General features: G+C 53.9%; 17 protein-coding genes and 1 pseudogene. 4 read left to right on the top strand and 14 right to left on the bottom strand.

Annotated elements, in window-relative coordinates:
• Window positions 1-8: 8 nt before the first annotated feature.
• The gene (locus ACQUWM_RS12240; RefSeq protein ID WP_428922336.1) at window positions 9-503 is read right to left on the bottom strand and encodes a gamma-glutamylcyclotransferase family protein; all 495 of its coding nucleotides are present in this window, start codon (window positions 501-503) and stop codon (window positions 9-11) included.
• Between the two features lie 204 nt (window positions 504-707).
• Between ACQUWM_RS12240 and ACQUWM_RS12245 the strand changes: the two genes are divergently transcribed.
• The gene (locus ACQUWM_RS12245) at window positions 708-1,184 is read left to right on the top strand and encodes a DUF1499 domain-containing protein (protein ID WP_428922337.1); all 477 of its coding nucleotides are present in this window, start codon (window positions 708-710) and stop codon (window positions 1,182-1,184) included.
• A 530-nt stretch (window positions 1,185-1,714) separates the two neighbouring features.
• On the opposite strand, the gene ACQUWM_RS12250 is transcribed toward ACQUWM_RS12245, so the two are convergent.
• From ACQUWM_RS12250 to ACQUWM_RS12260, 3 genes and pseudogenes are all read right to left on the bottom strand, one after another.
• Window positions 1,715-4,048: an NACHT domain-containing protein gene (locus ACQUWM_RS12250; RefSeq protein ID WP_428922338.1), complete on the bottom strand. Its 2,334-nt coding sequence runs from the start codon at window positions 4,046-4,048 to the stop codon at window positions 1,715-1,717.
• 81 nt (window positions 4,049-4,129) lie between these two features.
• Complete coding sequence (locus tag ACQUWM_RS12255; protein WP_428922339.1) at window positions 4,130-4,459, bottom strand: hypothetical protein; 330 nt, start codon at window positions 4,457-4,459, stop codon at window positions 4,130-4,132.
• Window positions 4,460-4,630: 171 nt separating this feature from the next.
• Window positions 4,631-5,271 (bottom strand): annotated as a pseudogene (locus ACQUWM_RS12260) (ATP-binding cassette domain-containing protein).
• Between the two features lie 1,676 nt (window positions 5,272-6,947).
• On the opposite strand from ACQUWM_RS12260, the gene ACQUWM_RS12265 reads away from it, so the two are divergent.
• Entirely contained in the window at window positions 6,948-7,625 is a 678-nt protein-coding gene (locus tag ACQUWM_RS12265) for a hypothetical protein (protein WP_428922340.1), read from the top strand.
• A 260-nt stretch (window positions 7,626-7,885) separates the two neighbouring features.
• On the opposite strand, the gene ACQUWM_RS12270 is transcribed toward ACQUWM_RS12265, so the two are convergent.
• The 10 genes from ACQUWM_RS12270 to urtA all read right to left on the bottom strand — a co-directional run bounded on the left by ACQUWM_RS12270 (window position 7,886) and on the right by urtA (window position 19,737).
• On the bottom strand, window positions 7,886-11,500 hold the full coding sequence (locus tag ACQUWM_RS12270) for an ATP-binding protein (RefSeq protein WP_428922341.1): 3,615 nt from the start codon (window positions 11,498-11,500) through the stop codon (window positions 7,886-7,888).
• Between the two features lie 87 nt (window positions 11,501-11,587).
• Entirely contained in the window at window positions 11,588-11,881 is a 294-nt protein-coding gene (locus ACQUWM_RS12275) for an IS3 family transposase (protein WP_428922342.1), read from the bottom strand.
• Window positions 11,882-11,978: 97 nt separating this feature from the next.
• Complete coding sequence (locus tag ACQUWM_RS12280) at window positions 11,979-12,350, bottom strand: transposase (RefSeq protein ID WP_428922343.1); 372 nt, start codon at window positions 12,348-12,350, stop codon at window positions 11,979-11,981.
• An 83-nt stretch (window positions 12,351-12,433) separates the two neighbouring features.
• Window positions 12,434-12,814, bottom strand: a complete 381-nt coding sequence (locus tag ACQUWM_RS12285; protein ID WP_428922344.1) for a hypothetical protein — start codon at window positions 12,812-12,814, stop codon at window positions 12,434-12,436.
• 111 nt (window positions 12,815-12,925) lie between these two features.
• Window positions 12,926-13,543: a hypothetical protein gene (locus ACQUWM_RS12290; RefSeq protein ID WP_428922345.1), complete on the bottom strand. Its 618-nt coding sequence runs from the start codon at window positions 13,541-13,543 to the stop codon at window positions 12,926-12,928.
• A gap of 475 nt (window positions 13,544-14,018) precedes the next feature.
• Window positions 14,019-14,717 carry an urea ABC transporter ATP-binding subunit UrtE gene (gene urtE, locus ACQUWM_RS12295; protein ID WP_428922346.1) on the bottom strand — a complete coding sequence of 233 codons (699 nt, stop codon included), beginning with the start codon at window positions 14,715-14,717 and terminating at the stop codon, window positions 14,019-14,021.
• Window positions 14,717-15,541, bottom strand: a complete 825-nt coding sequence (urtD, locus tag ACQUWM_RS12300) for an urea ABC transporter ATP-binding protein UrtD (protein ID WP_428922347.1) — start codon at window positions 15,539-15,541, stop codon at window positions 14,717-14,719. The genes urtE and urtD overlap by 1 nt, the downstream gene beginning before the upstream one ends.
• Complete coding sequence (urtC, locus tag ACQUWM_RS12305) at window positions 15,538-16,677, bottom strand: urea ABC transporter permease subunit UrtC (protein WP_428922348.1); 1,140 nt, start codon at window positions 16,675-16,677, stop codon at window positions 15,538-15,540. The genes urtD and urtC overlap by 4 nt, the downstream gene beginning before the upstream one ends.
• 3 nt (window positions 16,678-16,680) lie before the next feature.
• Window positions 16,681-18,324, bottom strand: coding sequence for an urea ABC transporter permease subunit UrtB (urtB, locus tag ACQUWM_RS12310; protein ID WP_428922349.1), 1,644 nt, complete (start codon window positions 18,322-18,324; stop codon window positions 16,681-16,683).
• Between the two features lie 102 nt (window positions 18,325-18,426).
• A complete protein-coding gene (urtA, locus tag ACQUWM_RS12315; RefSeq protein ID WP_428922350.1) occupies window positions 18,427-19,737 on the bottom strand; it encodes an urea ABC transporter substrate-binding protein in 1,311 nt (436 codons plus the stop codon).
• 361 nt (window positions 19,738-20,098) lie between these two features.
• Here urtA and atzF point away from each other — a divergent pair, with 361 nt between their 5' ends.
• Both atzF and uca read left to right on the top strand, forming a co-directional pair.
• On the top strand, window positions 20,099-21,934 hold the full coding sequence (gene atzF, locus ACQUWM_RS12320) for an allophanate hydrolase (protein ID WP_428922351.1): 1,836 nt from the start codon (window positions 20,099-20,101) through the stop codon (window positions 21,932-21,934).
• Window positions 21,935-21,947: 13 nt separating this feature from the next.
• Window positions 21,948-25,580 (top strand): urea carboxylase, encoded by a 3,633-nt coding sequence (gene uca / locus ACQUWM_RS12325; RefSeq protein WP_428922352.1) that lies wholly within the window; start codon window positions 21,948-21,950, stop codon window positions 25,578-25,580.
• Window positions 25,581-25,660 lie beyond the last annotated feature (80 nt).

A 25,660-nucleotide genomic window follows, 5' to 3' on the forward strand; every position in this document is an offset into this window, starting at 1 on the left:
AGCCGCTTTTAATCGTAGATTGCCCGCTCTCTCGCATCTCGTTTTCGATCAGGGTCTTCCTGGCTTCGCGTGGCTGAAATGACACCGAGGTAGTCAGCGGGAACGCCTGTTTCTTTCGCACCAACGATGACGTGATTCAAATACCAGGAGTGAGGCAGCAAAGACGGATCCGTTGACGTTGCACAGTAGGTAAAAGCGTCAAGGGAATTCCCGAGAGCATCCGTAACCGTGACCCGCTTTTCATCGTAACCGAAGCCCAACCCCTCAGCCTTGTCCAGCGGGCCTTTCTCGTCACGCGGTATCCAAAACAGTGCGCCAATGACGAAGTCCTCCGGATTTCCGGTGAACAGTGCGTCGCATTTTGCGGATTTGTCTTTCCTGCTCCACTTATGAAACCGAAGGGAATGCTCAACGAGCGTGAACATACCGATTCGCTCCGCGTTTGGAACCCTCGCTCTTAATCTGAGGAGTGACATATTCGATCCGTAAGCAAAATACTTCATGCTGCCTCCGTGACTGCACTGTTCACTCAGGAACCTGGAGTCATAATCTTAGCAAAACCGGGACAGGTCTATTTTTCCAGTTTCATCCATGAATTTGTTACCGCCGGTCCGGGAAAATAAATCTGTCCCGGTTTCCGCTACACCGACCATCAGCAGGGAGCTACACTGGATTCCCACCCGACAATGGCTCATCCGGAATCAAACATGCGATGTTTTGCTCTACTGACAGTACTCCTGCTAACAGGCTGCACTTCGACCAGCAATGTACCTTCCTCCGGTACCGAGTTCGCTCTTGATGGCTGTACGCCCTTCCTGAACTGTGTCTCCAGCACCTCATCAGTGGGCCTCTATCACGTGAAACCCATTCAGCTGCCTGCGCCCCTGGATAAGCCGACATGGGACACCGTTATAGCTGTCGCCACTGAAATGCCGGGCGCCAGGCTCAATGACTCGCGCTTTGGCTATCTGGACATGACCTTTCATAGCGACCTGCTCCGCTTTCCCGACTACTTCGAGGTTCTGGTGAGCCCGGACCGACGCAGTCTGGATGTCCGATCCCAGTCGCTGGTCGGATTTTATGATCTGGGAGTTAACCGGCGGCGCGTGGAGCGCTTCAGGCACAATCTGGTTGAGCATGGTGTTGCCAGTGGCAACGGCCAGGCTCTAAAAAACGCTGACTGAGGGACGGCGGAACTGGGACAGATCTGTTTTTCAGATCCTGGTTGGCGATTATGACCGCGCTGAACAATATCATGGGGAAAACCGGGCACAATCGCCTTGGCATGTCTTGGCAAAAGCACCTCCTTGCTTTTAAACCACAGAATCCGTTCTGTGGGCCGGCAACCGATATTAACCGACGTGCGGAGAGGGTTGGTAGTGACTCAGATTAACTCTGAGTCTTCAAAGAAGCCGCGAAAATAAATCTGTCCCGGTTTTCCAGTTCCAGCTTTCCGGGGCATATTAAGACTAGAAAAAAGATCTGGCCCGGCATTCACTTCCTGCAAGTCTTCTCTCGGGCTCAAACCTTGTCCCTATCTCTGGGAAGGCTCGGATCCTGATTGCCAATAGTGAAAACCGAGGCAGGTCTATTCTGTTTAGATCTATTTTTCAGATGCCAGTCTCCCTAGCTTTACAGTTACGCATTTGCGTCCCCTTAAAACCAAAAAATAGAAATCTAGCATGATTTTCCGGATAAGGAAGCAGAACTAACCCTATATATTCTTAACTGCTATGATAATCTCATCGGCGGAAATTGAAGGCGCGTTTAGGATTTTTTCAACTCGAGCAGACTTCTTTCTAACCGGATGAACAACTTGGTTAAATCTCCTGACAAATTCATGTTTTTCTAAGACTGATAGGACATCTGGAATGACATCTGAAACATCCTTACTTGTAATACCCCTTGTTAGCGCTGAAATTTTTCTACCTGCACCGGACTGCTGATATAGCTTTCTAAAAATAGTCAACAAAGCTTTCACTCTGTAATCCAAATCTGACTGCAAAACCGCATTATTAGTCCCTATATCATCAAATGCTTCGACTTCACATGAACTATCAATCACGTTATAAGGCAACCCAGATTCATTAGCAACACCGCCAACCTTCCCAATTAAGCAGCCTCTAAAAACAATTCCTGAGTTTACACTATCCTTACTAACAATTACCTTTTCTATAATGCAGTCTTTAAAGCTAATGTTTTCTATTTTATTATCCTCGAGGTCAACGACCCCCAAATATGCTGATTCAATTAACGAATTCCTAAAATCTAAAACTTGCTCCTCATCATTAGACATAATCATAGAAACAAAAAAAGAATCAGCTGCCAATTGCTTATCAACTGAACTTCTTGGCTCCTTTGACAATCTATCTATTATCGATATCGGCGTAGAGCTAGTGACGCCGTCGCGACGCAGCAAGAAAGCAGCTACACTCGCAGCTCTTTCGGATATTGCTGCTAGAGGTGCTTCTCCTAGGTGTTCATATTGCCCGGAAATAATTCTTGCAAGCGCGCCCCCCTGAAGGGCAGCCAACATATCAGGATCAACAAATGACCTTGACCCACTATCTTGTTCACGCTGAGTCAAACCGGGCAGCCTTTGGAGCTGAGCGAGAACCCCTTCACCAGCAGACTGCCCTGTTTCAACATTGTAACTCGTCGCCAAATCGTTGCCAGTTATAGGGCCGCTTCCTGATGAAAGGCTTCGGACAAAATAGGCAAGCCTTTCCATAACATTTCTTAACGTATGGCTATCCATAACTGCTTTTTCTAGCTCTGATTCACGCTCTGTGATTCTAGATATAAAGGCATCCCAAGCGTAACCATACCCTTCAGATGCGTCGATATCCAATATATCGTCGAGCAGTTTATTTTGAATCAAATAAGATAGTATTAGCGGCTTCTTAGGTAGCCAATCAGGAAGATAGCTATCAACGCCATTTTTCTTTAGAAATTGATTGGCTCCTTCTTCTGTGAACTCATCAAGCTTTACCAGTACACACCGTTCGCTTCCCACACCAAGGGCATGGCTCATTTCTGAAAAGTTATCAAAGTAGTGATCTCTTCCACAAATAAAAGCACCTAAATGGACAGGAACCTTAGTTAGGAAATCTCGCACACCTGACAAGGCAACTCTTCGTGCCTCTCTCATGAAATTCTTATCATCTTTTCGGACAATAGTTTGCGACGCAACCTCATCAAATCCGTCTAAAAGAATACATCCCAGACCAGCACGCCAAGCAACAACAAGATCTTCTTTTGGCTTAAACCCAATCGATCTGGCATGCCTCTCTAGCATTTCATCGAAGTACTCTTGCCCCCAATGCTCTCTCAAGTTGAGACAGACTGGAACCAACGCGCCATTACTACTTCTATATTTCTTTGAAAGAGTTGCAAAAACTTCTCTAGTGGTTAAGCTCTTTCCCGCACCGAATGGAGCGAGCAGAACCACTATTTTACCATCCTCAATAAAATCACAAATTTCTCTTATATTTGTTCCGACAAGCTTCTCTTCATAAGCAGCACCCAACCTTGACCGCTGCTTCACGCGCTCTACTTTAGCCATGGGAAGCGGAACATACACATCGTCATCGATTGTCACTGAGTTATCAGCTGGATTTCTTGCAGATCCGAAGGTAGATACTTCTCTTAACGACATATACCTTCTTCCATCGAAGAACCTATTCTTGAATTGCTCACTAGTTAAAACAGTGACGTTATTCTGACGAGCGTGTTCAATATGTTGAGCATCAACTTGTTTCTTTGTAATCAGCCACTTTGAAACAGCCGCCACAGATTTCTTTTCGACAGCTTCAGCTGCATTCAGCTTCCTAACATCACTTTTTAGCTTTTCAAGCTTAGTACTTGTCGTTACCATTACCAAATGCGTTACATCACGCAATCTTGCAATCCCATCAAGCTCCCTTACAACGGGATCATCTGGATAGTGGGTTGGCTGACAAGCACCCGACTCTAGCCCCCATACGGCTTCTGCAATAAACCGAACCTCTTCTTCAAATTGCATATTTAATTTATATTGATTAGCCATAACAATCCTTATCTAAATCAACAACACAAAACCTAACATACAAAAATCTGAATTATCTTGATAATTAGAATTGAGAAATATTTAACACCAATATCTAAAAGCAATACTTAATACTTTCTCACACCTTTTAAAGCTATCTCTTTGATCCTTCGCCATTCTTGATGTCTGGGCGAGATATTCGTTAGCAGATGAGCACTCAGTTAGTGAGATTCCACCTTCCATTTTGAGGATGAGGCCACTGTTGAGGTAGCATCGAGTTTTGCCGAAAAACAACCCCGCAGCGAGATTGTCGAGGGTTCCCCCGGCTTTCTCTTTGGAGCAGGCAGATTTGATGACAGCCGCGAGAAGCGCCAGCGAGATCAGGTACCAGAGGGTGTTTATGAGGTGGTGTAAAATCTGAGCGTAGTCCATCCGTCATCCTTAACAGGGCATAGATCCGTTCCTTAAAACTACACACTAACCTAATTGTCAGCATACTTCCCATAACGCCGACGTAAAATTTAGTAAATACAATGCATAAAAAGCCGCGCGGTTTCCCGGCGGCTCTGTGTTGATTGTTCGTTGTTGGCTTGCGGTAACCGATTACACAATCAGGTGTTTCTTGATCAGCTCATCCGTCAGACCCGCAATCTCGTCTTCAGCAACCCGCCGTCCACGGTCGAGGATGGCAAACCGATCCGCATACTTCCGCGCAAACGGCAACTTCTGCTCAACGAGAAGAACGGTCAGCCCATCCTCCTCAATAAGCCTCCGAATAACCTCCCCAATCTGCGCCACAATATTCGGCTGAATCCCCCACCCGGTTCATCCAGAATCAGCAGCCTGGGTTCAATCACCAGCGCCCAGCCAATCGCCAATTGCTTTTGCTGCCCACCAGACAGGTCGCCGCCTCTGCGGTGACGCATTTCCTTCAGCACCGGAAACAGCTCATACACTCGCTCGGGAATCTTCTTGCTGCCGTCCTTGCGCACAGCCAGGCCGGTGCGCAGGTTTTCTTCCACGGTCAGCAGCGGGAAGATCTGCCGCCTCTGGAGCACATAGCCAATGCCCAGTCTTGAGCGGTCTTCGATCTTCTTTTTGGTCAGTTCCAAGTCCCCAGCAAAGTGAATGGTGCCGCTGTTGGTGGTTTCCTCACTCGTGATGCATTTCAGCAGGGTGGTTTTGCCCGCGCCGTCGCGACCCATTACGCAGGTGCACTTACCCTGGGGGATGTCCAGGTCCAGATCCCAGAGGACCGAAAACCTTTGGCCTCGCGGATTCTAACGCACTGAGGCTATGGCGTCCGAGTTGGTCAATAAACATGCGCTCTGACACCTTTTGCGCTCTCTGTCCCCTTCAGGCCGCTATTTATCTCCTAATGCCGCATGGGCGCAGCTAATCGAGCATCAATCTGCGAACTAAAGCACTTTACTTGAATCGCCCTGCAGCCTTTATCCAGGCACGAAAGCTCGTATTCGCCGGGACGGATACTCCGTAAGAACGCAAGGTCATGAGGTCCGACAACCTGTACTCCAGCGATGTTGCGACAGTTCTCCTTGAAAAGGAAAAGCTGTAATCGCTCCCCCTTCCAAAGGCCTTTGAGCTTCAGGAAATAACGATCAATCTCAATTATGTTGGTCAGAAAAATAGGGCGCCAACCTTCTGCCTTCCATGATGGCGTATAGCGTGCGTTGGAGATGGTTCCAGTAAAGCCGGCATTGCGAGATCCGCCTTTATCCGTACATGGGTGCTTATGCCAGGGCGGCCCCAGCTCTTCGAAAAAAACGCGTCCTCCATACGGCGATTGATAGAAAAACACTCGAGCACCACACACAGGGCATGAGGCATTCGGATTCACATAGCTTGAGTGAGATTGGTGGCTCCCTCTATAGGGCCTTATTTCCCGAGCTGTTATGTAGCGTCTTGCCTTACTACCTCCGGGCCAGCCGTCGCCACCCCAACCACAGTCACAGCCAACACCATGATTCCAAGCATTGCACATGATAAATCCCCTCATCCGCTTCAGGACTCCCGTCAATTCACATGCTATTACCTAAAAGTGCAGAACCGCCCTCTACAAAATGACGAAATGTGGCAACAACGCTTTCAACACCTTGAGCGCGGAAAACTCCCAGATAACTGCGAGGCTATTGCTCTGTAACCAAATATAAAGAACAGAGCGTATGTTTGGTTAACGGTTTAAATGCGTGGTGCAGCCCTCAAACGGGATGGTGAAAATCAGAAATCTGAATGGCGCCTACACTTCCCCATCATCAACGATGTTACTGACGCACCCTGGCCGCGAACCACACGATACTGGCACCAATAGGTGAACTACTGATTCTGTAACGCATGGACACGGCCGAGAACCAACGATTTTCTGAAACTGTAATGCCAGGGGGAGGAGCAAACGTGGTACTCGCCCTACCTTGATCCTGAGGGGTGTCTGGAGCGGATCAGTCCGTATCCACCAACCGAAAGCAATGGGTGCGCACAGTAAGTCGCTGAGATTGAAAGGCAGATAACTGCCAGGGTTTAGTGTGGCCTATTGACTCCGGCTGGCTAGTGGGCGTCCCGGTTATTCCGATAGGTGTCGAAGGACTGGTATGTTGGCAACCGCGCTAATAGGGTGAGAGCTCGCAAACAGGATCGAGTGGCCCCACCGGAGCTGGAAAGCTGCCCAGCGGCGTGCTGTTCAGACGGCGAGGATCTTTTATGGACCCGTAAGCGGGTGCAAGTGTCCATCGTCACGCAGGAGAATTCCTGCGAAAATAAATCTGTCCTCGTTTTCCCTGACAAAGCTTAATGGAAAGAATAAGATAGCGAGCTAGGCTTTCATCCTTAAAATTTCGGTAAATCACGACATTAAGGGACGTTCCGGTTAACCGTACCTTTCATTAATCAATGGGTCATTGACGGCGTGAGCACATCAAAAAAAACTTTCCAGAACCATATTACTCATCTAAGCGCTATTGGCCTTGCTGCAATTACGGCGTTTGCGCCTGGCATGCCTGCTTGGTCGCCTATCATTGCTGTGGCGATAACGATAATCGCGGGATTATCTATACTGTTTGCCGAGGTCGCCCACCTAAAAATTTGGTTTCGAGCACGAATTCACCCCCCGAAGCTTACCAATAATCAAGCATTGAAACTCGAGTCTTTGTTAAACGAATCCTCAAATATATTGAGTGACTTGTGTGTATATAGCCCCTTTTACGTCGCTCTACGCGCTAACCAGCAACCGATTTCCGAACCATCATTGGACCCACTGCATTTGCAAGCCATGAGAGCCTGGGTATTTAGTTTAAAAGCCAAGATTGAAGAAAGGAAAGTCAAACCGATATCGATTATAGACTCACTTTCCCTAGCAATAAGTGAACTGACCAAAGCTGCAGAACGGGCAGAACGGGATGTTCAGTCTATTGTGGACTCTAGCGAGATTAGTGAACAAGATCGGAAAAGGGTCCAGAAAGAATGGGATACGGCAAAACACCACTTCAACAGCTGGATTACCGAGTTCCGGAGCCTTTTTAAAGAAATCAACCTCAAAACAGACGCGGGTTGCGTGGAGTATTTTAGAGCCCTTGAATTGGTCTGAGGCTCATCCTAAGGTCTCGTTCAAAACGGTAGTGAAGAATATATCTGCTCCGGTTTCTCCCAAGCCTATGGGTCAGCGCTAGTAGCCGAGTTTCTCCAAGGCATTTACAAAGTATGTCTGTCGAGCGGCTAGGCGCTCCTTCAATTGAGGAATTGCGGTCAGCATTGCAGGAATTAGCCCAAAGCTGTCGTTCGATGCATGAGGCTCCGGGCGGAGGATAGTACCGCTGACGCCGAGCGGTAAGAAATTTTGCAAGCTGCTTATCCGCGCCTGTAGAGATTCACTCTTATATAGTCAGTGAAGACACCACCCTCACTCCAAGACGAAATAATGTTTCTTGAATCAAGCCATCTTACCAAATCATTATTCTCGCGAGTATTTTTCAGTTTCGGCGTATTGCGACCAGTTTTTATTTCAGAAAATGGTTTCGGGAGATTGGCCAAGACATGACGCACTTCGTCGTCTGTCATGAGAGAGTGATATTTGTTAAAGAGTGAAATTTGCGTTGCTATTGGCGTGGAATACGTTATCAGGGATTGCGCAACCCCCCTATTTAGGTTGGATATGTTGGCGTCGGTATTGTCAAGAATCGAGCCGATAAGTGCTGAACGCTCGGGAAGGTCCACTAGCGCTTCCAGGTCCATCAACCCGATTATCCTTAGCTTGGCTGCATTATCAATTTCAGATCGAAGCAACTCCTCTCGAAGGTCATCATCGATCACAAGCTTTTCTGGATTGGCCAGATATTCATCCACGTTGGTCGCTACGAATCGCGTTTGTAAGGGCCCCATATCGGCGAGCCATTCAAAGTTTTCCTGAGTAAGTGAGACTTTTCTTTCATCTATGAGGGTTCGAATTTTTGCCGGCTCGAGTGCTTCCGGTAGTGTCTTGATTGGCCTCGGCAAGGCGCGAACGTAGTCTTGATAGGCGGCGTCAGATAGAGAGCCCGCTTTAAATAGGAATAAACGAAGTTGCTGTGAATCCGTATCGTTTGGTATCGGGTGTTCCAAGATAGCCGTACGGACCATCTCTTGGTCAAGATAACCAATCAGGCTATCCGCCTCGAATCCTTCATTTTCCATGAAGGCTAAACAATTCTCCCAAGTTGGCTGGATCACGCTTTGGTTGAACAGCATCGCGTGCAATCTTTCAGGTACGTCCTCCAGAGATGACAGCTGAGTCGTCTGCCGCTCAAGAAACTCTCGAAGATCATCGTGATCAATATCATCGTGGCGAATCAAGTCAAGAATGGCGGGGGCATCCTCGTTTGAGTTTTCCTGAAGCCCTAAAAGAATCTCATGAAGGTATCGATTTAAATCGCGTTCGACTCGATTAATCAAGGGTGCATTATTCGTTGAACGTATAGTCGTGAAATTCTTCTCACGAAGTGGCTTAACATCGTTCTCTCCCAAGATCGCTTGGTAGACGTACTCCAGGTTCGGGATCGTGAGTTCGAAAAGCCCCTCCTCGAACATGGTGCGTACAATTTCAGGGTGCTCTTTGATTGCAGCAAGGTCTTTGACCTCAAAGTCCAGGCATGCGAGTCGCTCCGGCTCTAGTTCGGGTGAATTCACCAGAATCTCTTGAAGGTTCGTTGAAACAAATTCCGGTAACTCATCAAAATTCCTTGCGAGCGTTTTGAGCGAGGTTTCTGGTAGGTTCGAGACCAGTTGAGTGACGTGGGAGATATTTTTAGAGCTGGCAATGACAGTTGGCACTAGACTTTCCCATACTTTTACTAGTCCCGAAAGAAGCCCTACAACATCGCGGCCACTGGTGTAATAGGCATCGAAAAAGTCCTCGCAGCTCTCGAATTCGGACGAGAGAAACTCGAAAAGCTTCTGAGTTTGGTCGAGGTAACTACTCCGGTCACCCAGGAGACAGTCGACAAGCTTGACGTTCAAGACATAGCTTTGCCGGAAGTCTTCACCTCGCATGCCTGCGATGACCTCTTTTGGATTGTCGATCGGAAAACCCGGCTCAGGCGTGACGAATGCCCGTATCTGGATCAGAAACTTATTGTCATTGTGCGACAAACGGCCTGAGTGAAAGAGTGAAGTGTATTGGTAGTAGGTATCGTCGAGATGGCCCTCCAAAATCAGAAAACGGGCAAGCTCTCCGTTTTCCCCGAAGTTCCCGAAAAGATCCTGCACGTGGTCAGCGTTCAAACGCAACAGCTCGTTGAGCTCAGTCGTGCGAAGTGCTGCGATCTTTGATCTTAGGTCGCGTATTTGGCGCAAGCTCTTGTTCTTTTTTTCAGCCGCTTTGCTTTCGACCTCCTCCTTGCGTTGCTGGTAGGATTTCTGGGAGTCTACCTCGCTTTGCAATTTGGAAGCATCGACCTGATGTTGTTGACCATTGAAGGTGCGGCTGATAAGACGGGGAGCCTCTATAAGTTGCTCAAATGCATCGTGGCTGACCAGCTTTGGAAGGGGTATCCATTGTGCCCCATCAATACGAACGCTGTTAACATTCGCTGGAAGCATCTCAATCAGAGCCATAGCGTAGATTTTCCGCAACTCTCTCAGGTCCGAAGGCGTCTGTCGCTCGGCGACTTCAAGCCGCTTCTCGAGTTCCGCAATCGCGGTCCTATACGTGGCCTCACCATGCTTAATGAGCTCGTCTTGGCGGTTCAATATTTCTGCGAGCGTCCCAGCGCCGCGGTGCAGTTGCTCAAAGTCCCTTGGATAGACGTTTTTATATATCAGGACCGCGAGGAGCTTATTGGCGTCGAGCAGGTTCTCTCCATCAGTTTCCAAATTCGCCACATAAATGGCGTATTCATTAAAGATGTTCTGAATCAACCTCAGGTCGTTCAGGTATCGTGAGACCTCTCTCAGAAACCGCCGATCAAGGCGCTCGTCGAGCTCAAGTCTTTTTCCCTGCTTCAACACCATGTCGATCGAATTCGATGTGTTGATGATCGGTATGACGGGAATGATGAATTCGAAGAACTTGGTTCGATCGGTGTTGACAAACATGTCGTCGCGCAGGGCGTAGAGGAACCGGATGGTGCGTTTCACGCCTGCATTCTCATTCACGAGGCTATTAATTTCGCGCAGCGTGACGAAAATTTCGGCATCTTCAAATCGATCTATATCCTCAATGACTACGAGGTCGTAATTGGTTGATTGGAAGAAGTAGATTATTTCGTCTAAGTGACGGTTCAATATGGACGCCTGGTCATCATATGCAGGCTTTATCTCAACGTCCTTCAACGAGATTCCCTTGAGTGAAAGTCCGAAGCTCGCTACATAAAAGTGATGGAATGCCACCCACAGAAATATTGCCGCGATCGTGAGGCTCCCTAGGTTGAGCCAATTGCTGAATGCGAACGGATCGAAAAAGTGACCGCTGATGATGTCTTCTCGCTGATGGAAAACGTACCAAAGCGCGAGAATTCCAAGCAGTATGAAAAGAGACTTAAAAATCGACCAATAACCGGGCGACTGAATTCTTTTGAAACGCGATAGCGGAAGCTTGTTTGCGTCAGCACCATAAAGCATCTGCTGCAGGATGCTTCTCTCAATCTCTTGACGGCTTACTTTCTCGCCTTCCGATCCGACCTCGGGAGCGAACGCAGCGAGAGAAATATGAAGCGCAGGCCGCCGATACTTCTTCAAGAAGGATTGGATGATGCTGCTCTTTCCCGACCCATAGGGACCCGTCAGGGCAATATTGGAAACCTTCGCATTGTTCGTCGCGAACAGAATCGCTTCGGAATATACGCCAGCCTTGTCTGCATCATCGGTTGGCGCGAGGTCCACGAACTTCGATTGCATGTCGGCGGAGCCGTCTTTGCTTTCCAGCCAAGACACGATGCTATTGAGGCTATTGGCAAACCAGCGTGTTAGGAAGGTGATGGTCTTTATCATACGATTCTGAACTACCGTAACCTTCAAGAAACGAAAATGAACGAAAGGCTGACTTAAATCAGCCTACTTTTGCCTTGGCACTCTTGCTTATTTAAATTCTATGTTTGGATTCGGACGTCCTATTGAACCACTCAGATCGCTGATACCAGTGACCGTCGAATCACCGTTTCGGATCGATAGCGAATCCGACCCGTTCCCTTCTAACATCCGCTCTGTGCGAGAAGCCGCCTCCATTAACAGCATTGCAGGAAATGGGGGAAGTGCAATCAGCTTGGCCACTCGATTTTCACCCACTTCAACGCCCTCACGGCGAAGCGCTTGGTATACCCGAGGACTGCCGTATCGGCCTTTGCTCTCGTTGTAGATGCGGCGGATCTTCAACAGCAACTCCGCATTCTCAGTGGCTCGTTGACTGGGCTTCCGGTTTGCCCGGCGTAGTAGCCCGATCGTGAAATCCCCAGATGCCGACACAGGGCCTTTACTCCGTGTTCCCGTCGGTGTTTCCAGACGAATCGGAACGCTTCCGTCGTACCTCGGCCTGAAAATGTTGGAACTTTTTTAGGATGTCGTTTTCCTCCTGAAGCTCCGATATCCGGCGTTTCAGGCGGGCAACCTCGTCCTGTTCCTGGATCTTCTGCTTGGCCTCGGCTGGCGCTTTCTTGACCCGTTTCATGGCGAACTTTCCTTCACGGTATTCCTTGCGCCAGCGTGACAGCATGAAGGGGTGGATATCCAGCGCTTCGGCTACGCTTTTGACACTTCGGTGGGCCTGGTGACTCCACTCCACCGCTTTGACTTTGAACTCAGTGCTGTACTGCTGAGTTTTCTTCCCCGTGATCATCTCCGGCATCGGTTTTCTCCTGTTGCGGAGTTATCGATGCGTGTCCACTACACTGGGGGAAGTCCACGGTGGACTTGATTCACTTGTTAGGCTTAGTTGGATCCAATTTTGGACATACCTTCTGCCATTTCTTCCGCAACTTCCTCAGAGGTTCGAAGGAAGTCACCTTGACTAGGAGTTATTGCCACTACGCCACATTTCTCTTCCGCAGAAGGAGGGAGGTTTTCCCAAAAACTGGCAACATTCGAAATAAACCTATGTTCGTCATCCGACAGATAATCATTCCTAATATTATTGATCAGATTGACAGAATGCTTTTCGTCATCCCTCAAATAATCTATTAAATCCACACCTTGCTTGAACGGATGATCGACAATATTTCTATTGCATTCTTTAGGTAAATTCGCTAGATCGATCACTGCTTGAACTACACTTCCGGATTCAGTAAGTAAATTTAGGTAAAACTTTGACATCTAACTTCCCTCTCACAATAAAGTTGAAACAAACGTAACGTCGCTATAAAAGGCGCGCGTTAGCGCGTCCAGTGGAGGCCGTTTTGGCCGTAACGATTTTTGATAGCTTTGTTATGGATGTATCTTGGATAGCATTTCGGAATTCGCCTTCTCTCGCCTAATACGAAGCTGCTTTATTTTGTCTTGCTCAGCATGCATATACTCAACTATATCCCAGCTTGATATATGATTTTTTGGGATGCTATATTTCTTTCTAAGCTTCGCAGTTAACTCGGATGCCTTAATGCCTAAAAGTGAATATTGGTGCTGCCTCTCTTCAAAGCCTTCAGAGTAGTCAGGGGGCGAAGCCGCATACTCAAAGGTAGAACTAATAAAACTCTCAGCGTCTTTGATTAAGTTAGGAAAATACAATATTTCGTACATTAGCTTTGGAGGGAACGACTTCCAGTTTACATCCATCAACTGAACATCAAGTGTAGGCGCGCTCACTTGAATTCTTGAGTATCCCTCTGAATCAGGTTGCCCGTGACATAGCCCATCATCACCAACAACTAATGCACAACCCTCCATAAATGAATCAAAGATACAGATCATTCTTATTGCCAAATATTCAGCCTCTTTTTTCTTTGATCTCCACTCTGCGTATAACTCTCTAACAATGGAAAATACGGCACTTAAGACTGCGCCAAGGGCTATTCCAAAGAGAGCAAATATATATTTTTCATCCATAAATTTTCCCGAAGGCTCGATTATTCATAACAGTTATTGGACTGAGCACTTCGTTTCCGCAAAACGTTGACGTCTACAAACCACCCATTTAACCCCCATGGAAATGGTATTTTTATCCGTTTAATCAGAACCTTGAAAGGCACCGTCATCACCTTCCTCGTAATCATTTGACCTCTTCATGATTGCAATAACGAAGCAGTCAAAATGCTCCAACCTCAGAGGCCAAGAAGATTTTCTGGAGGAATCGAAGCTCGAAAAGGCAAAAAAAAGGCTGAAACAGCGCAGACAGGCTCATCGGTCGTCATCCCTAACTATCGGTTTGTGCGTAGCATATAGCTACCTACACTAGCCCATTTCCGCGCCGTTTTCCCGCTGAGGTTACAAAAATACAAAACTCCGCACCAGGAATCTCCCGGCGCAGGGTTCTTAAAGATAGGACTTTTAGGTCTGCCGAGGCAGAAGAGTGACTATACTGCTACACAGTCAGGTGCTTCCTGATAAGTTCATCCGTCAACCCCGCAATCTCGTCTTCCGCAACCCTCCGCCCCCGATCCAAAATCACAAACCGATCCGCATACTTCCGCGCAAACGGTAACTTCTGCTCAACCAGCAGCACCGTCAGCCCATCTTCTTCGATAAGGCGGCGAATAACCTCCCCAATCTGCGCCACAATATTCGGCTGAATCCCCTCCCCCGGCTCATCCAGAATCAACAGCCTGGGCTCAATCACCAACGCCCGTCCAATGGCCAACTGCTGTTGCTGCCCACCAGACAGATCGCCCCCTCGGCGGTGTTTCATCTCCTTCAACACCGGAAACAGCTCATACACCCGTTCGGGGATTTTCTTGCTGCCGTCCTTGCGCACGGCCAGGCCGGTGCGCAGGTTTTCTTCCACGGTCAGCAGGGGGAAGATCTGTCTTCCCTGGGGCACGTAGCCGATTCCAAGGCGTGACCGGTCTTCGATTTTCTTCTTGGAGAGTTCCACGTCTTCGGCAAATTCGATACTGCCGCTTTTGGTGGTTTCCTCGCCCATGATGCATTTCATCAGGGTGGTTTTGCCCACGCCATTGCGGCCCATGACGCAGGTGCACTGGCCCTGGGGTACGTCCAGGTCCAGGTCCCAGAGGGTGTGGCTTTCGCCGTAGTATTGGTTGAGCTGTTGGATCTTGAGCATTACGCCTCCTCCCCGAGGTAAACCTTGATCACTTCCGGGTCGTTGGAGACCTGGTCCATGGTGCCTTCGGCCAGCACGCTGCCCTGGTGCAGTACGGTGACCTGGCGGGCGATGGAGCGCACGAAGCCCATGTCGTGCTCTACCACCACAACGGACTGTTTGCCGGCCAGGCTGGTGAGCAGTTCGGCGGTGCGTTCCATTTCCTGTTCGGTCATGCCCGCCACGGGTTCGTCCACCAGCAGCAGCCGGGGTTTCTGCATCAGCAGCATGCCGATTTCCAGCCACTGTTTCTGGCCGTGAGAGAGGATGCCGGCGGGTTTGTCCCGCATCTGTTTCAGGCCGATCATTTCCAGCACTTCGTCGATGCGGTCGCGAAACTCCGGTTTCATGATGGCGGTCAGCGTGGGCAGGATGCGCTTGTCGGTGGCCATGGCCAGTTCCAGGTTTTCGAACACGGTGAGGGCTTCGAACACCGTGGGTTTCTGGAACTTGCGGCCGATGCCCAGGCTGGCGATGTCCGGCTCGTTCTTGGTGAGCAGGTTGTGACGGCTGCCGAACCACACGGAGCCGGTGTCCGGGCGGGTTTTACCGGTGATGATGTCCATCATGGTGGTTTTGCCCGCGCCGTTGGGGCCGATGATGCAGCGCAGCTCGCCGTCGTCGATGGTGAGGTTGAGGTTGTTGATGGCCTTGAAGCCGTCAAAGCTCACGTTCACGTCTTCCAGGTACAGGATCGGGCCGTGGCGCACGTCCACCGGTGAGGCTTCGGGGGCGAGGAATTCGAACACGCGCTCGCGGTTGGTCAGTTGCTCGAACATGCTCATGCGGTGGCCTCCTGTGGATTGGGTGTGTTGCTGTGCTCATCCGGCTTCTGGCGTTTCTGCAGCAGGCCGGCGATGCCCTTGGGCAGGAACACGGTCACCAGCACAAACAGGCCGCCGAGGGCGAACAGCCAGGCATCCGGCATCACGCCGGTGAACACGGTTTTGGCGTAGTTCACCAGGATGGCGCCGATCACCGCACCATAGAGGGTAGCGCGGCCACCGAGGGCAACCCACACCACGATCTCGATGGAGAACAGTGGCGAGAATTCGCTGGGGTTGATGATGCCCACCTGCGGCACGTACAGCGCCCCGGCCACACCTGCCAGCATGGCGGACACCACGAACACGAACAGCTGCACCCGTTCCACCCGGTAACCCAGGAAGCGGGTGCGGGCCTCGGCATCGCGGCAGGCCACGCTGACCCGGCCCAGCTTGCTGGTGACAATGCCGCGGCAGATCACGTAGCCGATGGCCAGCGCAATGCCGGTGGCGATAAACAGCCCCAGCCGTGTGGCGTCGGTGCGCAGGTTAAAGCCGAGGATGTCGCGGAAGTCGGTCAGGCCGTTGTTGCCGCCAAAGCCCATTTCGTTACGGAAGAACGCCAGCATCAGCGCAAAGGTCAGCGCCTGGGTGATGATGGACAGGTACACGCCGGTCACCCGGGAGCGGAACGCCAGGAAGCCGAACACCAGCGCCAGTATGCCCGGCGCCAGCAGCACCATGATGAAGGCGAACCAGGCCATGTCGAAGCCCTGCCAGTACCAGGGCAGTTCCTGCCAGTTCAGGAACACCATGAAGTCCGGCAGGATCGGGTCGCCGTAGGTGCCGCGATCACCAATCTGGCGCATCAGGTACATGCCCATGGCGTAGCCGCCGAGGGCAAAGAAGGCGCCGTGGCCCAGGCTGAGAATGCCCAGGTAACCCCACACCAAATCCACTGCCACCGCCAGCAGCGCGTAGCACAGGTATTTACCCAGCAGGGTGACGGTGTAGGCGCTGACATGCAGCGCATGGCCTTCCGGCATGATCAGGTGCAGCAGGGTGACCAGCGCCACCGCGGCAAACAGTACCCCGAGAAAAATCTGTGTGGAACGCTCCTGTAATGGCCGGAGCAGCCAGGTTTGTGATGTCGGCATAGCTCAGCCCTCCGCGGCCCGGCCCTTCTGGGGAAAGAGTCCCTTGGGGCGTTTTTGAATGAACAGGATGATCAGCATCAGCACCATAATCTTGGCCAGTACCGAGCCGGCCCAGGGTTCCAGAATCTGGTTGATGGTGCCCAGTGACAGGCCCGCCAGCAAGGTGCCCCAGAGGTTACCCACGCCGCCGAACACCACCACCATGAACGAGTCGATGATGTAGTTCTGGCCCAGGTTGGGGCCGACATTGGTGATCTGTGACAGGGCCACGCCCGCCAGTCCGGCCACGCCGGAACCCAGACCAAAGGTGAGGATGTCCACCCGGGTGGCACGAATGCCCATGGACCGGGCCATGGCACGGTTCTGGGTCACCGCCCGCACTTCCAGGCCGAGGCGGGTCTTGCGCATGATCAGCATCAGCCCGGCGAACACCACCAGGGCGAAGCCAATGACGTACATGCGGTTCAGGGTCAGGGACAGGGCGTCGTTAATCACCAGGGAGCCGCTCATCCATTCCGGGGTGGTCACCGAGCGGTTGAGGGGGGAAATCACCGTGCGCACCAGCTGCTGCAGGATCAGGCTGACACCGAAGGTGGCCAGCAGGGTTTCCAGCGGGCGGCCTTTGAGGTGCTGGATCACGCTGCGTTCGATGGCAATGCCCGCCAGCGCCGCCACCAGGAACCCGGCGGGGATGGACAGGATCAGCGCCAGCCCGGGCTGGCCGGGTAACAGTTGCTGCATGCCCCAGGTGGTGTAGGCCCCCAGCATGATCAGTTCACCATGGGCCATGTTGATCACGCCCATCACGCCAAAGGTGATGGCCAGGCCGATGGCCGCCAGCACCAGTACCGAGCCGAGAGACAACCCGAAATACAGGGTTTCAGCGGCGCGGTTCATTTTCAGTTTCTGTTCGATGGAGACCAGCGCCTGTTTGGCGCGTGCGGCCACCACGGGGTCGTCCCCGGCCACGGCTTTATTGAGGGCGGCGCGGGCGTTGCTGTGGAGGCTGCCGGTCAATGCGTCGATGGCCTCGACCCGGGCCTGGGCGTCGCCCTGCTCCAATTGGTAAATGGCAACGGATTCTTCAATGCGATTGCGAACCGGACCCGGCAGGTCCCGTTCCAGTAATTTGGTCAGTGGGTTCACCACACTGTCGTTCACTTTGCCCATCATGGCTTCGGCGGCGCTCTCCTGAACTTCGGGGTCGTCCGAATACAGGTCCAGCATGGCCAGCACGCCTTCCAGCTTGCCGCGGATGGCGTTGTTGATGTTGACCCGGTCCAGCTCTCGGCGGGAGATCTTGCCGAGGTTCTCACCGGTGAGCGGGTCGGCGATGGTCCAGTTGCGGCCGACGTTGCGCAGCACCTCCACAACCTGCCCGGTTTCCTCGATGCGACTCAGGCGGTTGTTGCCAAAGGCATTCAGCCAGTCTCTGGCCCGGGGATCACCGCTGTCCACAATCGCTTCAATGGCGGCGTCTATCTCTCTGGATGAGGCGTCTGCCAGGTTGGTGAGAAGCGCCTGCCCCGGATCGGTTTGGGTCTGGCTGTGAGCCGGCAGGCTCAACACCAGCAGCAAGACAAGGCCCAGGGGTCTGAGGTGGAGGGCTTTGAGACAAAGAGGCGTGAGCCATCGGAAGATGCCCATGTGTCCGTCCTGTTGTTGGAAATGAATCGTGGGTTCTTAGGTCGGGATCACCGGGGCAGTCACGCTGCCCCGGTGTACTTGCTACAGGGTTTCCCCTTCAGATCATTCAGCGTCAGCCAGGGCCTGCTCGCCGGCGGACGCGCCGCAGGTACCGGTCTTGACGTTGAAGTTGCCGCACTTCAGCGGGGCGCGCCAATCGGAAATCAGGTCACGGGAACCCGGCAGGAAGTCGGACCAGGCATCGCCGGCCACGGTGGAGGAGGTTTCCCAGACCACGGAGAACTGGCCGTTGTCCTGGATTTCACCGATCAGCACCGGCTTGGTGATGTGGTGGTTGGGCATCATGGTGGCGTAGCCGCCGGTGAGGTTGGGCACGCTCACGCCGATGATGGCGTCTTTCACCGCGTCCACGTCGGTGGTGCCGGCCTTCTCGACCGCTTCCACGTACAAGTTGAAGCCGATGTAGTGGGCTTCCATCGGGTCGTTGGTGACGGCTTTCTCGTCGCCCTTGTACTCAATCCAGGCGTCGATGAAGTCGTAGTTGGCGTCGCTGTCCACGCTCATGAAGTAGTTCCAGGCGGCCAGGTGACCGACCAGCGGGCCGGTGTCGATGCCGGCCAGTTCCTGCTCGCCCACGGAGAAGGCAACAACGGGAATGTCGGAAGAGGCAATGCCCTGGTTACCCAGCTCGCGGTAGAACGGCACGTTGGCGTCGCCGTTGATGGTGGAGACCACCGCGGTCTTCTTGCCGGCGCTGCCGAACTTCTTGATATCGGACACGATGGACTGCCAGTCGGAGTGACCGAAAGGCGTGTAGTTGATCATGATGTCGCCTTCGGCCACACCCATGTCTTTCAGGTAGGTTTCCAGGATCTTGTTGGTGGTGCGGGGGTACACGTAATCGGTGCCCGCCAGAACCCAGCGCTCAACGCCCAGTTCGTTCTTCAGGTAATCCACCGCCGGAATCGCCTGCTGGTTGGGCGCGGCGCCGGTGTAGAACACGTTCTCGGAAGACTCTTCGCCTTCATACTGTACCGGGTAGAACAGCAGGCCGTTGAGCTCTTCCACCACCGGCAATACGGACTTGCGGGACACTGACGTCCAGTTGCCGAAGATGACGTCTACTTTCTCTTTTTCCAGCAGCTCGCGGGCTTTTTCCGCGAACAGCGGCCAGTTGGAGGCGGGGTCCACTACCACGGCTTCCAGCTGACGACCGTCAATGCCGCCTTTGGCGTTCTGCTGTTCGATCAGCATTTCCATGGTGTCTTTCAGGGCAGTTTCACTGATCGCCATGGTGCCGGACAGGGAGTGCAGGATACCGACCTTGATGGGATCTTCCGCCGCCATGGCGTGGAAGGATACCGACAGCGCCAGTGCAGAGAGGCCCAGTTTCACGTGTTTTTTGATGCTCATGTTGTGAGTCCTTTTATCTTCGTTGTGTTTTGCCTGTTAGAGAGTGTCGTTCGTCGTAAACGCACTTCCCTCTCTGCATCTGCCGTTCCACATTAGCTGTATATTCAGTTAAAACAGCCAGTTATCTAGTATACAAGCCAACACTCCGACCACAGAGCAGGACTAAACCCCACCCAACCCCCTGTTTTCCGGTTCAGTTTTGGTGCGATCGCACCGGCTTTGGGCATTCCCTTTCGCACCGACTTTGAGCACAAAATTATTAACTTATTGTTTTATCTGCATTTTTAAGAATTTTCGCCAGATGGCACGGGCATTGCCAATCAGGATGTATACAAGATGACAACCTGCACGAGGACACTCAATGCCTTCAACACGTGGATGGACACTTCAGGACTGGCGCGCCGCCTATGGCCAGGGCCAGTCGCCGGAGACACTGCTGAGCGAATTGCTCGCCAGCATGGATACAAAGGATGTCGCCTGGATCTCGCTGATCGATCAGGCCGGTTTAAAGAAGGCCCTGGCCGAGCTGGACCAGCTTCGGGAACAGGCCGGTGGCGATCTGGCCGCCCTGCCTTTATACGGTGTGCCATTCGCGGTGAAGGACAACATTGATGCCGTGGGCTTTGAGACCACCGCCGCCTGCCCCGCCTACACCTATGCACCAGAGCAGGACGCCGCCACCGTCGCCCGCCTGAAAGCCGCAGGTGCCATCCTGATTGGCAAAACCAACCTGGACCAGTTCGCCACCGGGCTGGTGGGCACCCGTTCACCTTACGGTGCGGTGCCCAATACCTTTAAACCGGAGGTGGTCAGCGGCGGGTCCAGTTCCGGCTCCGCTTCTGTGGTTGCCCGGGGCCTGGTGCCTTTTGCCCTGGGTACGGACACCGCCGGCTCCGGCCGGGTGCCAGCGGGGCTGAACAATCTGGTGGGACTGAAACCCACCAAGGGCCTGTTCAGCATTGACGGTGTGGTGCCCGCGTGCAAATCCCTGGATTGTGTGTCCATTTTTGCGTTAACGGTGGGCGATGCCGGTGCGCTGCAAGAGGTGATGGCCGGTTATCAGCCAAGCGATGCGTTTTCCCGCAAGGCACCGGCTAACCTGCCCACCGATGGCCCCGCCATTCGCCGTGGTGGCCCCATCAAACGCCTGGCGATTCCCGAGCATCCGCAATGGTTTGGTGACCAGCAGGCGGAAGCGGCCTGGAACACCGCCATCAGTAACTGGCGCCAGCAGGATGTGGAACTGGTGCCGATGGATTTTGCGCTGATGTCGGAACTGGCGGCGCTGCTGTACGAAGGCCCCTGGGTGGCCGAACGCCACGCTGCCGTGGAAACGTTTCTGGCCGATCACGGCAACGAGATGAACCCGGTGGTCAAAGGCATCATCGAAAAGGCGGGCAACTTCAGCGCCACCGATACCTTCAAGGCCCAGTACCGCAAGGAAGAGCTGGTTCGCGCCATTGATGAACAGCTGCAGGCTGTCGACGCCCTGCTGGTACCCACCGCACCGACCGCCCCAACCATCGAGGCGGTGAATGCGGACCCGGTCACCCTCAACAGCCAGTTGGGCACCTACACCAATTTCGTCAATCTGGCGGATCTTTGTGCCCTGGCGGTGCCGGCGGGCTTCCGGGATGACGGCCTGCCCTTCGGCGTCACCCTGATCAGCGGCGCCTGGAAAGACGCCGAGCTGCAGAAGCTGGCCTGCCAGTGGCTGAATGCACATCCCACATCGCTGGGCGCAACCGACCAAACCCGTCCGCTGGAAGAACCGGCCGCAGCGGTCATTGGTGACACCATCACCGTGGCCGTGGTGGGCGCCCACCTCACCGGCATGCCCCTGAACACCCAGCTCACCGAGCGCAACGCGGTGCTGCTGGAACAAACCACCACCTCGGCCAACTACCGCCTTTACGCCCTACCCAACACCACGCCCCCGAAACCGGGCCTGAAGCGTGTCGGCCCGAGTGACGGCTGCGAAATGATCGTGGAGGTATGGCAGATGGCCAGCTTCGAGTTCGGCTCCTTCGTCGACCTGATCCCCGCACCTCTAGGCATCGGCAATGTGGAGCTGGCCGATGGCCGCTGGGTCAACGGCTTTATCTGCGAAGGCTACGCCCTGGAAGGGGCCCGCGACGTGACCGAATTCGGTGGCTGGCGCGCCTACATCACCGCTTTGAAATCCGGCCAGGCATAAGGAGAGCCCAAACATGTTCAGCAAAGTATTGATTGCCAACCGTGGCGAGATCGCCGTGCGCACCATTCGTACCCTCAAGGCCATGGGCGTGGGCAGCGTGGCCGTGCATTCCCACGAGGACCGCCACAGCCTGCACGTGACCACCGCAGACGAAGCCGTAGCCCTGACCGGAAACGGCGCCAGCGAAACCTACCTCGACAAGGCACAGATTCTGGCCGCCGCCAAAACCACCGGCGCGACGGCCATCATTCCCGGTTACGGCTTCCTGTCGGAAAACGCGGAATTCGCCGAAGCCTGCGAAGCCGAAGGCATCGCCTTCATCGGCCCCACCCCGACACAGATGCGGGAGTTCGGCCTGAAACACCGCGCACGGGAACTGGCGGAAGCCGCCGGCGTGCCCCTGGCCCCGGGCAGCGGCCTGCTGGACAGCCTGGACGAAGCCCTGAACGTGGCGAATCAGTTGGGCTACCCGGTGATGCTGAAAAGCACCGCCGGCGGTGGCGGCATCGGCCTGACCCGCTGCAACAGCGAAAACGAACTGCGGGAAGCCTTTGAAACCGTCCGCCGCCAGGGTCAGAGCTTCTTTAATGACAGCGGCGTGTTCCTGGAACGCTTCATCGCCCGCGCCCGCCATGTGGAAGTGCAGATGTTCGGTGACGGCGAAGGCAACGTGGTCGCCCTGGGCGAACGGGATTGCTCACTGCAGCGCCGCAACCAGAAAGTGGTGGAAGAAACCCCGGCCCCGAAACTGCCGGCGACCACCCGCCAGAAGATGCTGGATGCTGCCGTGTCCCTCGGCCAGTCGGTGAACTACCGTTCCGCCGGTACCGTGGAATACATTTACGACGAAGAGCGCGATGAATTCTACTTCCTGGAAGTGAATACCCGCTTACAGGTAGAGCACCCGGTGACCGAGTCTGTCACCGGCCTGGACCTGATCGAGTGGATGCTGAAAATCGCCGCCGGCGAAAGCCCGGATCTGGCCAGTTTCCAGCCAGAGCTGAACGGCGCCTCCATGGAAGTGCGCATCTACGCCGAAGACCCACTGAAGGATTTCCAGCCCTACCCCGGCGAGCTGACCGATGTGCACTGGCCGGAAGACGGCGTGCGGGTCGATACCTGGGTGGAAAACGGCAGCGAAGTCTCTGCCCACTATGACCCGATGATCGCCAAGCTGATCGTGCACGGCAAAGACCGCGCCGACGCCCTGGCCAAACTGCAAGCTGCCCTGGCCGAAACCCGGCTGATGGGCATTGCCACCAACCTGGATTACCTGCGCCAGGTAGTGGCTCAGCAAAGCTTTGCAGATGGCATTGTCTCCACCCGCGCGCTGGAAAGTTTCGAGTTCAAACCCTCGGTGGCCGAGGTCGTGAAACCCGGCACCTACACCACCGTGCAGGATTACCCCGGCCGCGTCGGCTACTGGAACATCGGCGTGCCGCCCAGTGGACCGATGGACGATTACGCCTTCCGCATCGCCAACCGCATTGTCGGTAACCACCACGAAGCGGCGGGGCTGGAAGCCACGTTGATCGGCCCCAGCCTGAAGTTCCACAAGGATTCCGTGGTGGCGCTGACTGGCGCTCTCACCGAAGCCACGCTGGATGACAAGCCCGTGGAGTTCTGGAAACCCATCACCGTGAAAGCCGGACAGGTTCTGGCAGTCGGCAAGGCCATCAAAGGCTGCCGCACCTACCTGGCCGTACGCGGCGGCTTCGATGTGCCGGTCTATCTGGGTAGCCGCTCCACCTTCGCCCTCGGCCAGTTCGGCGGCCACGGCGGCCGGCCTTTGCGCCCCGGTGACATGTTGGGCATCAGCCAAATCAACCTGCCGGCCTGCACCACCACCGCCCCAACCCACGACCCGGCCCCGGCAGACCCGGACCTGATCCCGAACTACCCGGACCACTGGGAAATCGGCGTGCTCTATGGCCCCCACGGCGCGCCGGACTTCTTCACCGAAACGTCCATCGAGAAATTCTTCGAGCAGGACTGGGAAGTGCACTACAACTCCAACCGCCTGGGCATCCGCCTGAACGGTCCGAAACCGGAATTCACCCGGGAAGACGGCGGCGAAGCCGGCCTGCACCCGTCCAACATCCACGACTGCGAATACGCCATCGGCTCCATCAACTTCACCGGCGACATGCCCGTGATCCTCACCAAGGACGGCCCCAGCCTGGGCGGCTTTGTGTGCCCGGTGACCATCGCCAAGGCCGAGCTGTGGAAAGTCGGCCAGGTGAAACCCGGCGACACCATCCGTTTTGTCGCCATCGACAACGACACCGCCGTGAAACTGTCCGAGCGCCAGGAACTGGCCATCAACAGCCTGATGGCCCCGCCGGCGGTGGACCTGATCGCCCCGGACCTGGCGCCACTGAACGACCTGTCCGCCACCATCCTCGCGTACCTGCCTGAAAAAGAAGGCCGCCCGGAAGTCACCTACCGCCAGGCCGGCGACCAGTACATCCTGCTGGAATACGGCCCCAACGTCATGGACCTGGGCGTACGCATGCGCATCCACGCCCTGATGGAAGCCATCGCCGACGTACAGCCCGGCGGACTGCTGGAACTGTCCCCCGGCGTGCGCTCCCTGCAGCTACGATACGACGCCAGAATCCTCCCGCAGCAAGCACTGATGGAATACCTGCTGGATCTGGAAGGCACCCTGCCCCCAACAGACGAACTGAAAGTCCGCAGCCGCGTCATCCACCTGCCCATGGCCTTCGAAGACAGCGCCACCCTGGAAGCGGTAGACAAATACCGCCAGTCCGTCCGCGACACCGCGCCCTGGCTGCCCAACAACGTCGACTTCATGCAGCGCATTAACGGCCTGCCTACCCGGGAGGAGGTGCGGGACGTGCTGTTCTCGGCAAGATATTTGGTGCTCGGTCTGGGCGACGTTTACCTCGGCGCTCCCTGCGCAGTGCCCCTCGACCCAAGGCACCGTTTACTGACGTCCAAATACAACCCAGCGCGGACTTACACGGCTGAGGGCACTGTCGGCATCGGCGGCGTCTACATGTGCATCTACGGCATGGACTCTCCCGGTGGTTACCAGCTGGTAGGCCGCACCCTGCCGATCTGGAACAAATACCTGAAGAACCCCCAGTTCGCCGAAGGCGCCCCCTGGCTGCTAAGGTTCTTCGATCAGGTGTGCTATTACCCGGTTACCGAGGCCGAACTGGACGAAATGCGCGACCAGTTCCGCGCCGGTCAACTGGAAGTGAAGATTGAAGAAGAGACCTTCGATCTGAAATCTCACCAGGCGTTTCTGGATGCCAATGCGGATTCCATCGCCGATTTCCGCAAAATGCAGCAAGCGGCGTATGCCAAGGAAGTCGCCCTCTGGAAAGACAGCGAGGCGGAAGAACTCGACAAACTGGCCAAGGCACCTCCGAAACCAGATGCATCCGATCTGGAAAAGTTCGGCGAGTTGGTCAGTGCCGAAATCGCCGGCAATATCTGGAAATGCTTGGTTAAGCCAGGCGATACAGTGACCGAAGGTGATCCACTTGTGATCGTCGAGGCTATGAAAATGGAGTTCGAAATAAACGCAACTCTATCCGGTGAGATCAGCGCATTACATACCTCACCAGGCAAAGCCGTAACCCCCGGAGAACCTATACTGAGCATTAAAGTCTAGGAGACTCCAGCAACAGGGTCCGTAGCGGTGGTGGGGGGAGTCTTTTTTAAAAACGTCGCCTGTCTGAGCAAAGCGAGTTT

This window comes from Marinobacter sp. DUT-3 (assembly GCF_050379435.1).
In the GTDB taxonomy this organism is placed as follows: Bacteria; Pseudomonadota; Gammaproteobacteria; order Pseudomonadales; family Oleiphilaceae; genus Marinobacter.

Coding starts and splice junctions, on each gene's coding strand:
- ACQUWM_RS12240 (WP_428922336.1), bottom strand. CDS start 503: ATGAAGTATTTTGCTTACGGATCGAATATGTCACTCCTCAGATTAAGA.
- ACQUWM_RS12245 (WP_428922337.1), top strand. CDS start 708: ATGCGATGTTTTGCTCTACTGACAGTACTCCTGCTAACAGGCTGCACT.
- ACQUWM_RS12250 (WP_428922338.1), bottom strand. CDS start 4,048: ATGGCTAATCAATATAAATTAAATATGCAATTTGAAGAAGAGGTTCGG.
- ACQUWM_RS12255 (WP_428922339.1), bottom strand. CDS start 4,459: ATGGACTACGCTCAGATTTTACACCACCTCATAAACACCCTCTGGTAC.
- ACQUWM_RS12270 (WP_428922341.1), bottom strand. CDS start 11,500: ATGATAAAGACCATCACCTTCCTAACACGCTGGTTTGCCAATAGCCTC.
- ACQUWM_RS12280 (WP_428922343.1), bottom strand. CDS start 12,350: ATGCCGGAGATGATCACGGGGAAGAAAACTCAGCAGTACAGCACTGAG.
- ACQUWM_RS12285 (WP_428922344.1), bottom strand. CDS start 12,814: ATGTCAAAGTTTTACCTAAATTTACTTACTGAATCCGGAAGTGTAGTT.
- ACQUWM_RS12290 (WP_428922345.1), bottom strand. CDS start 13,543: ATGGATGAAAAATATATATTTGCTCTCTTTGGAATAGCCCTTGGCGCA.
- urtE (WP_428922346.1), bottom strand. CDS start 14,717: ATGCTCAAGATCCAACAGCTCAACCAATACTACGGCGAAAGCCACACC.
- urtD (WP_428922347.1), bottom strand. CDS start 15,541: ATGAGCATGTTCGAGCAACTGACCAACCGCGAGCGCGTGTTCGAATTC.
- urtC (WP_428922348.1), bottom strand. CDS start 16,677: ATGCCGACATCACAAACCTGGCTGCTCCGGCCATTACAGGAGCGTTCC.
- urtB (WP_428922349.1), bottom strand. CDS start 18,324: ATGGGCATCTTCCGATGGCTCACGCCTCTTTGTCTCAAAGCCCTCCAC.
- urtA (WP_428922350.1), bottom strand. CDS start 19,737: ATGAGCATCAAAAAACACGTGAAACTGGGCCTCTCTGCACTGGCGCTG.
- atzF (WP_428922351.1), top strand. CDS start 20,099: ATGCCTTCAACACGTGGATGGACACTTCAGGACTGGCGCGCCGCCTAT.
- uca (WP_428922352.1), top strand. CDS start 21,948: ATGTTCAGCAAAGTATTGATTGCCAACCGTGGCGAGATCGCCGTGCGC.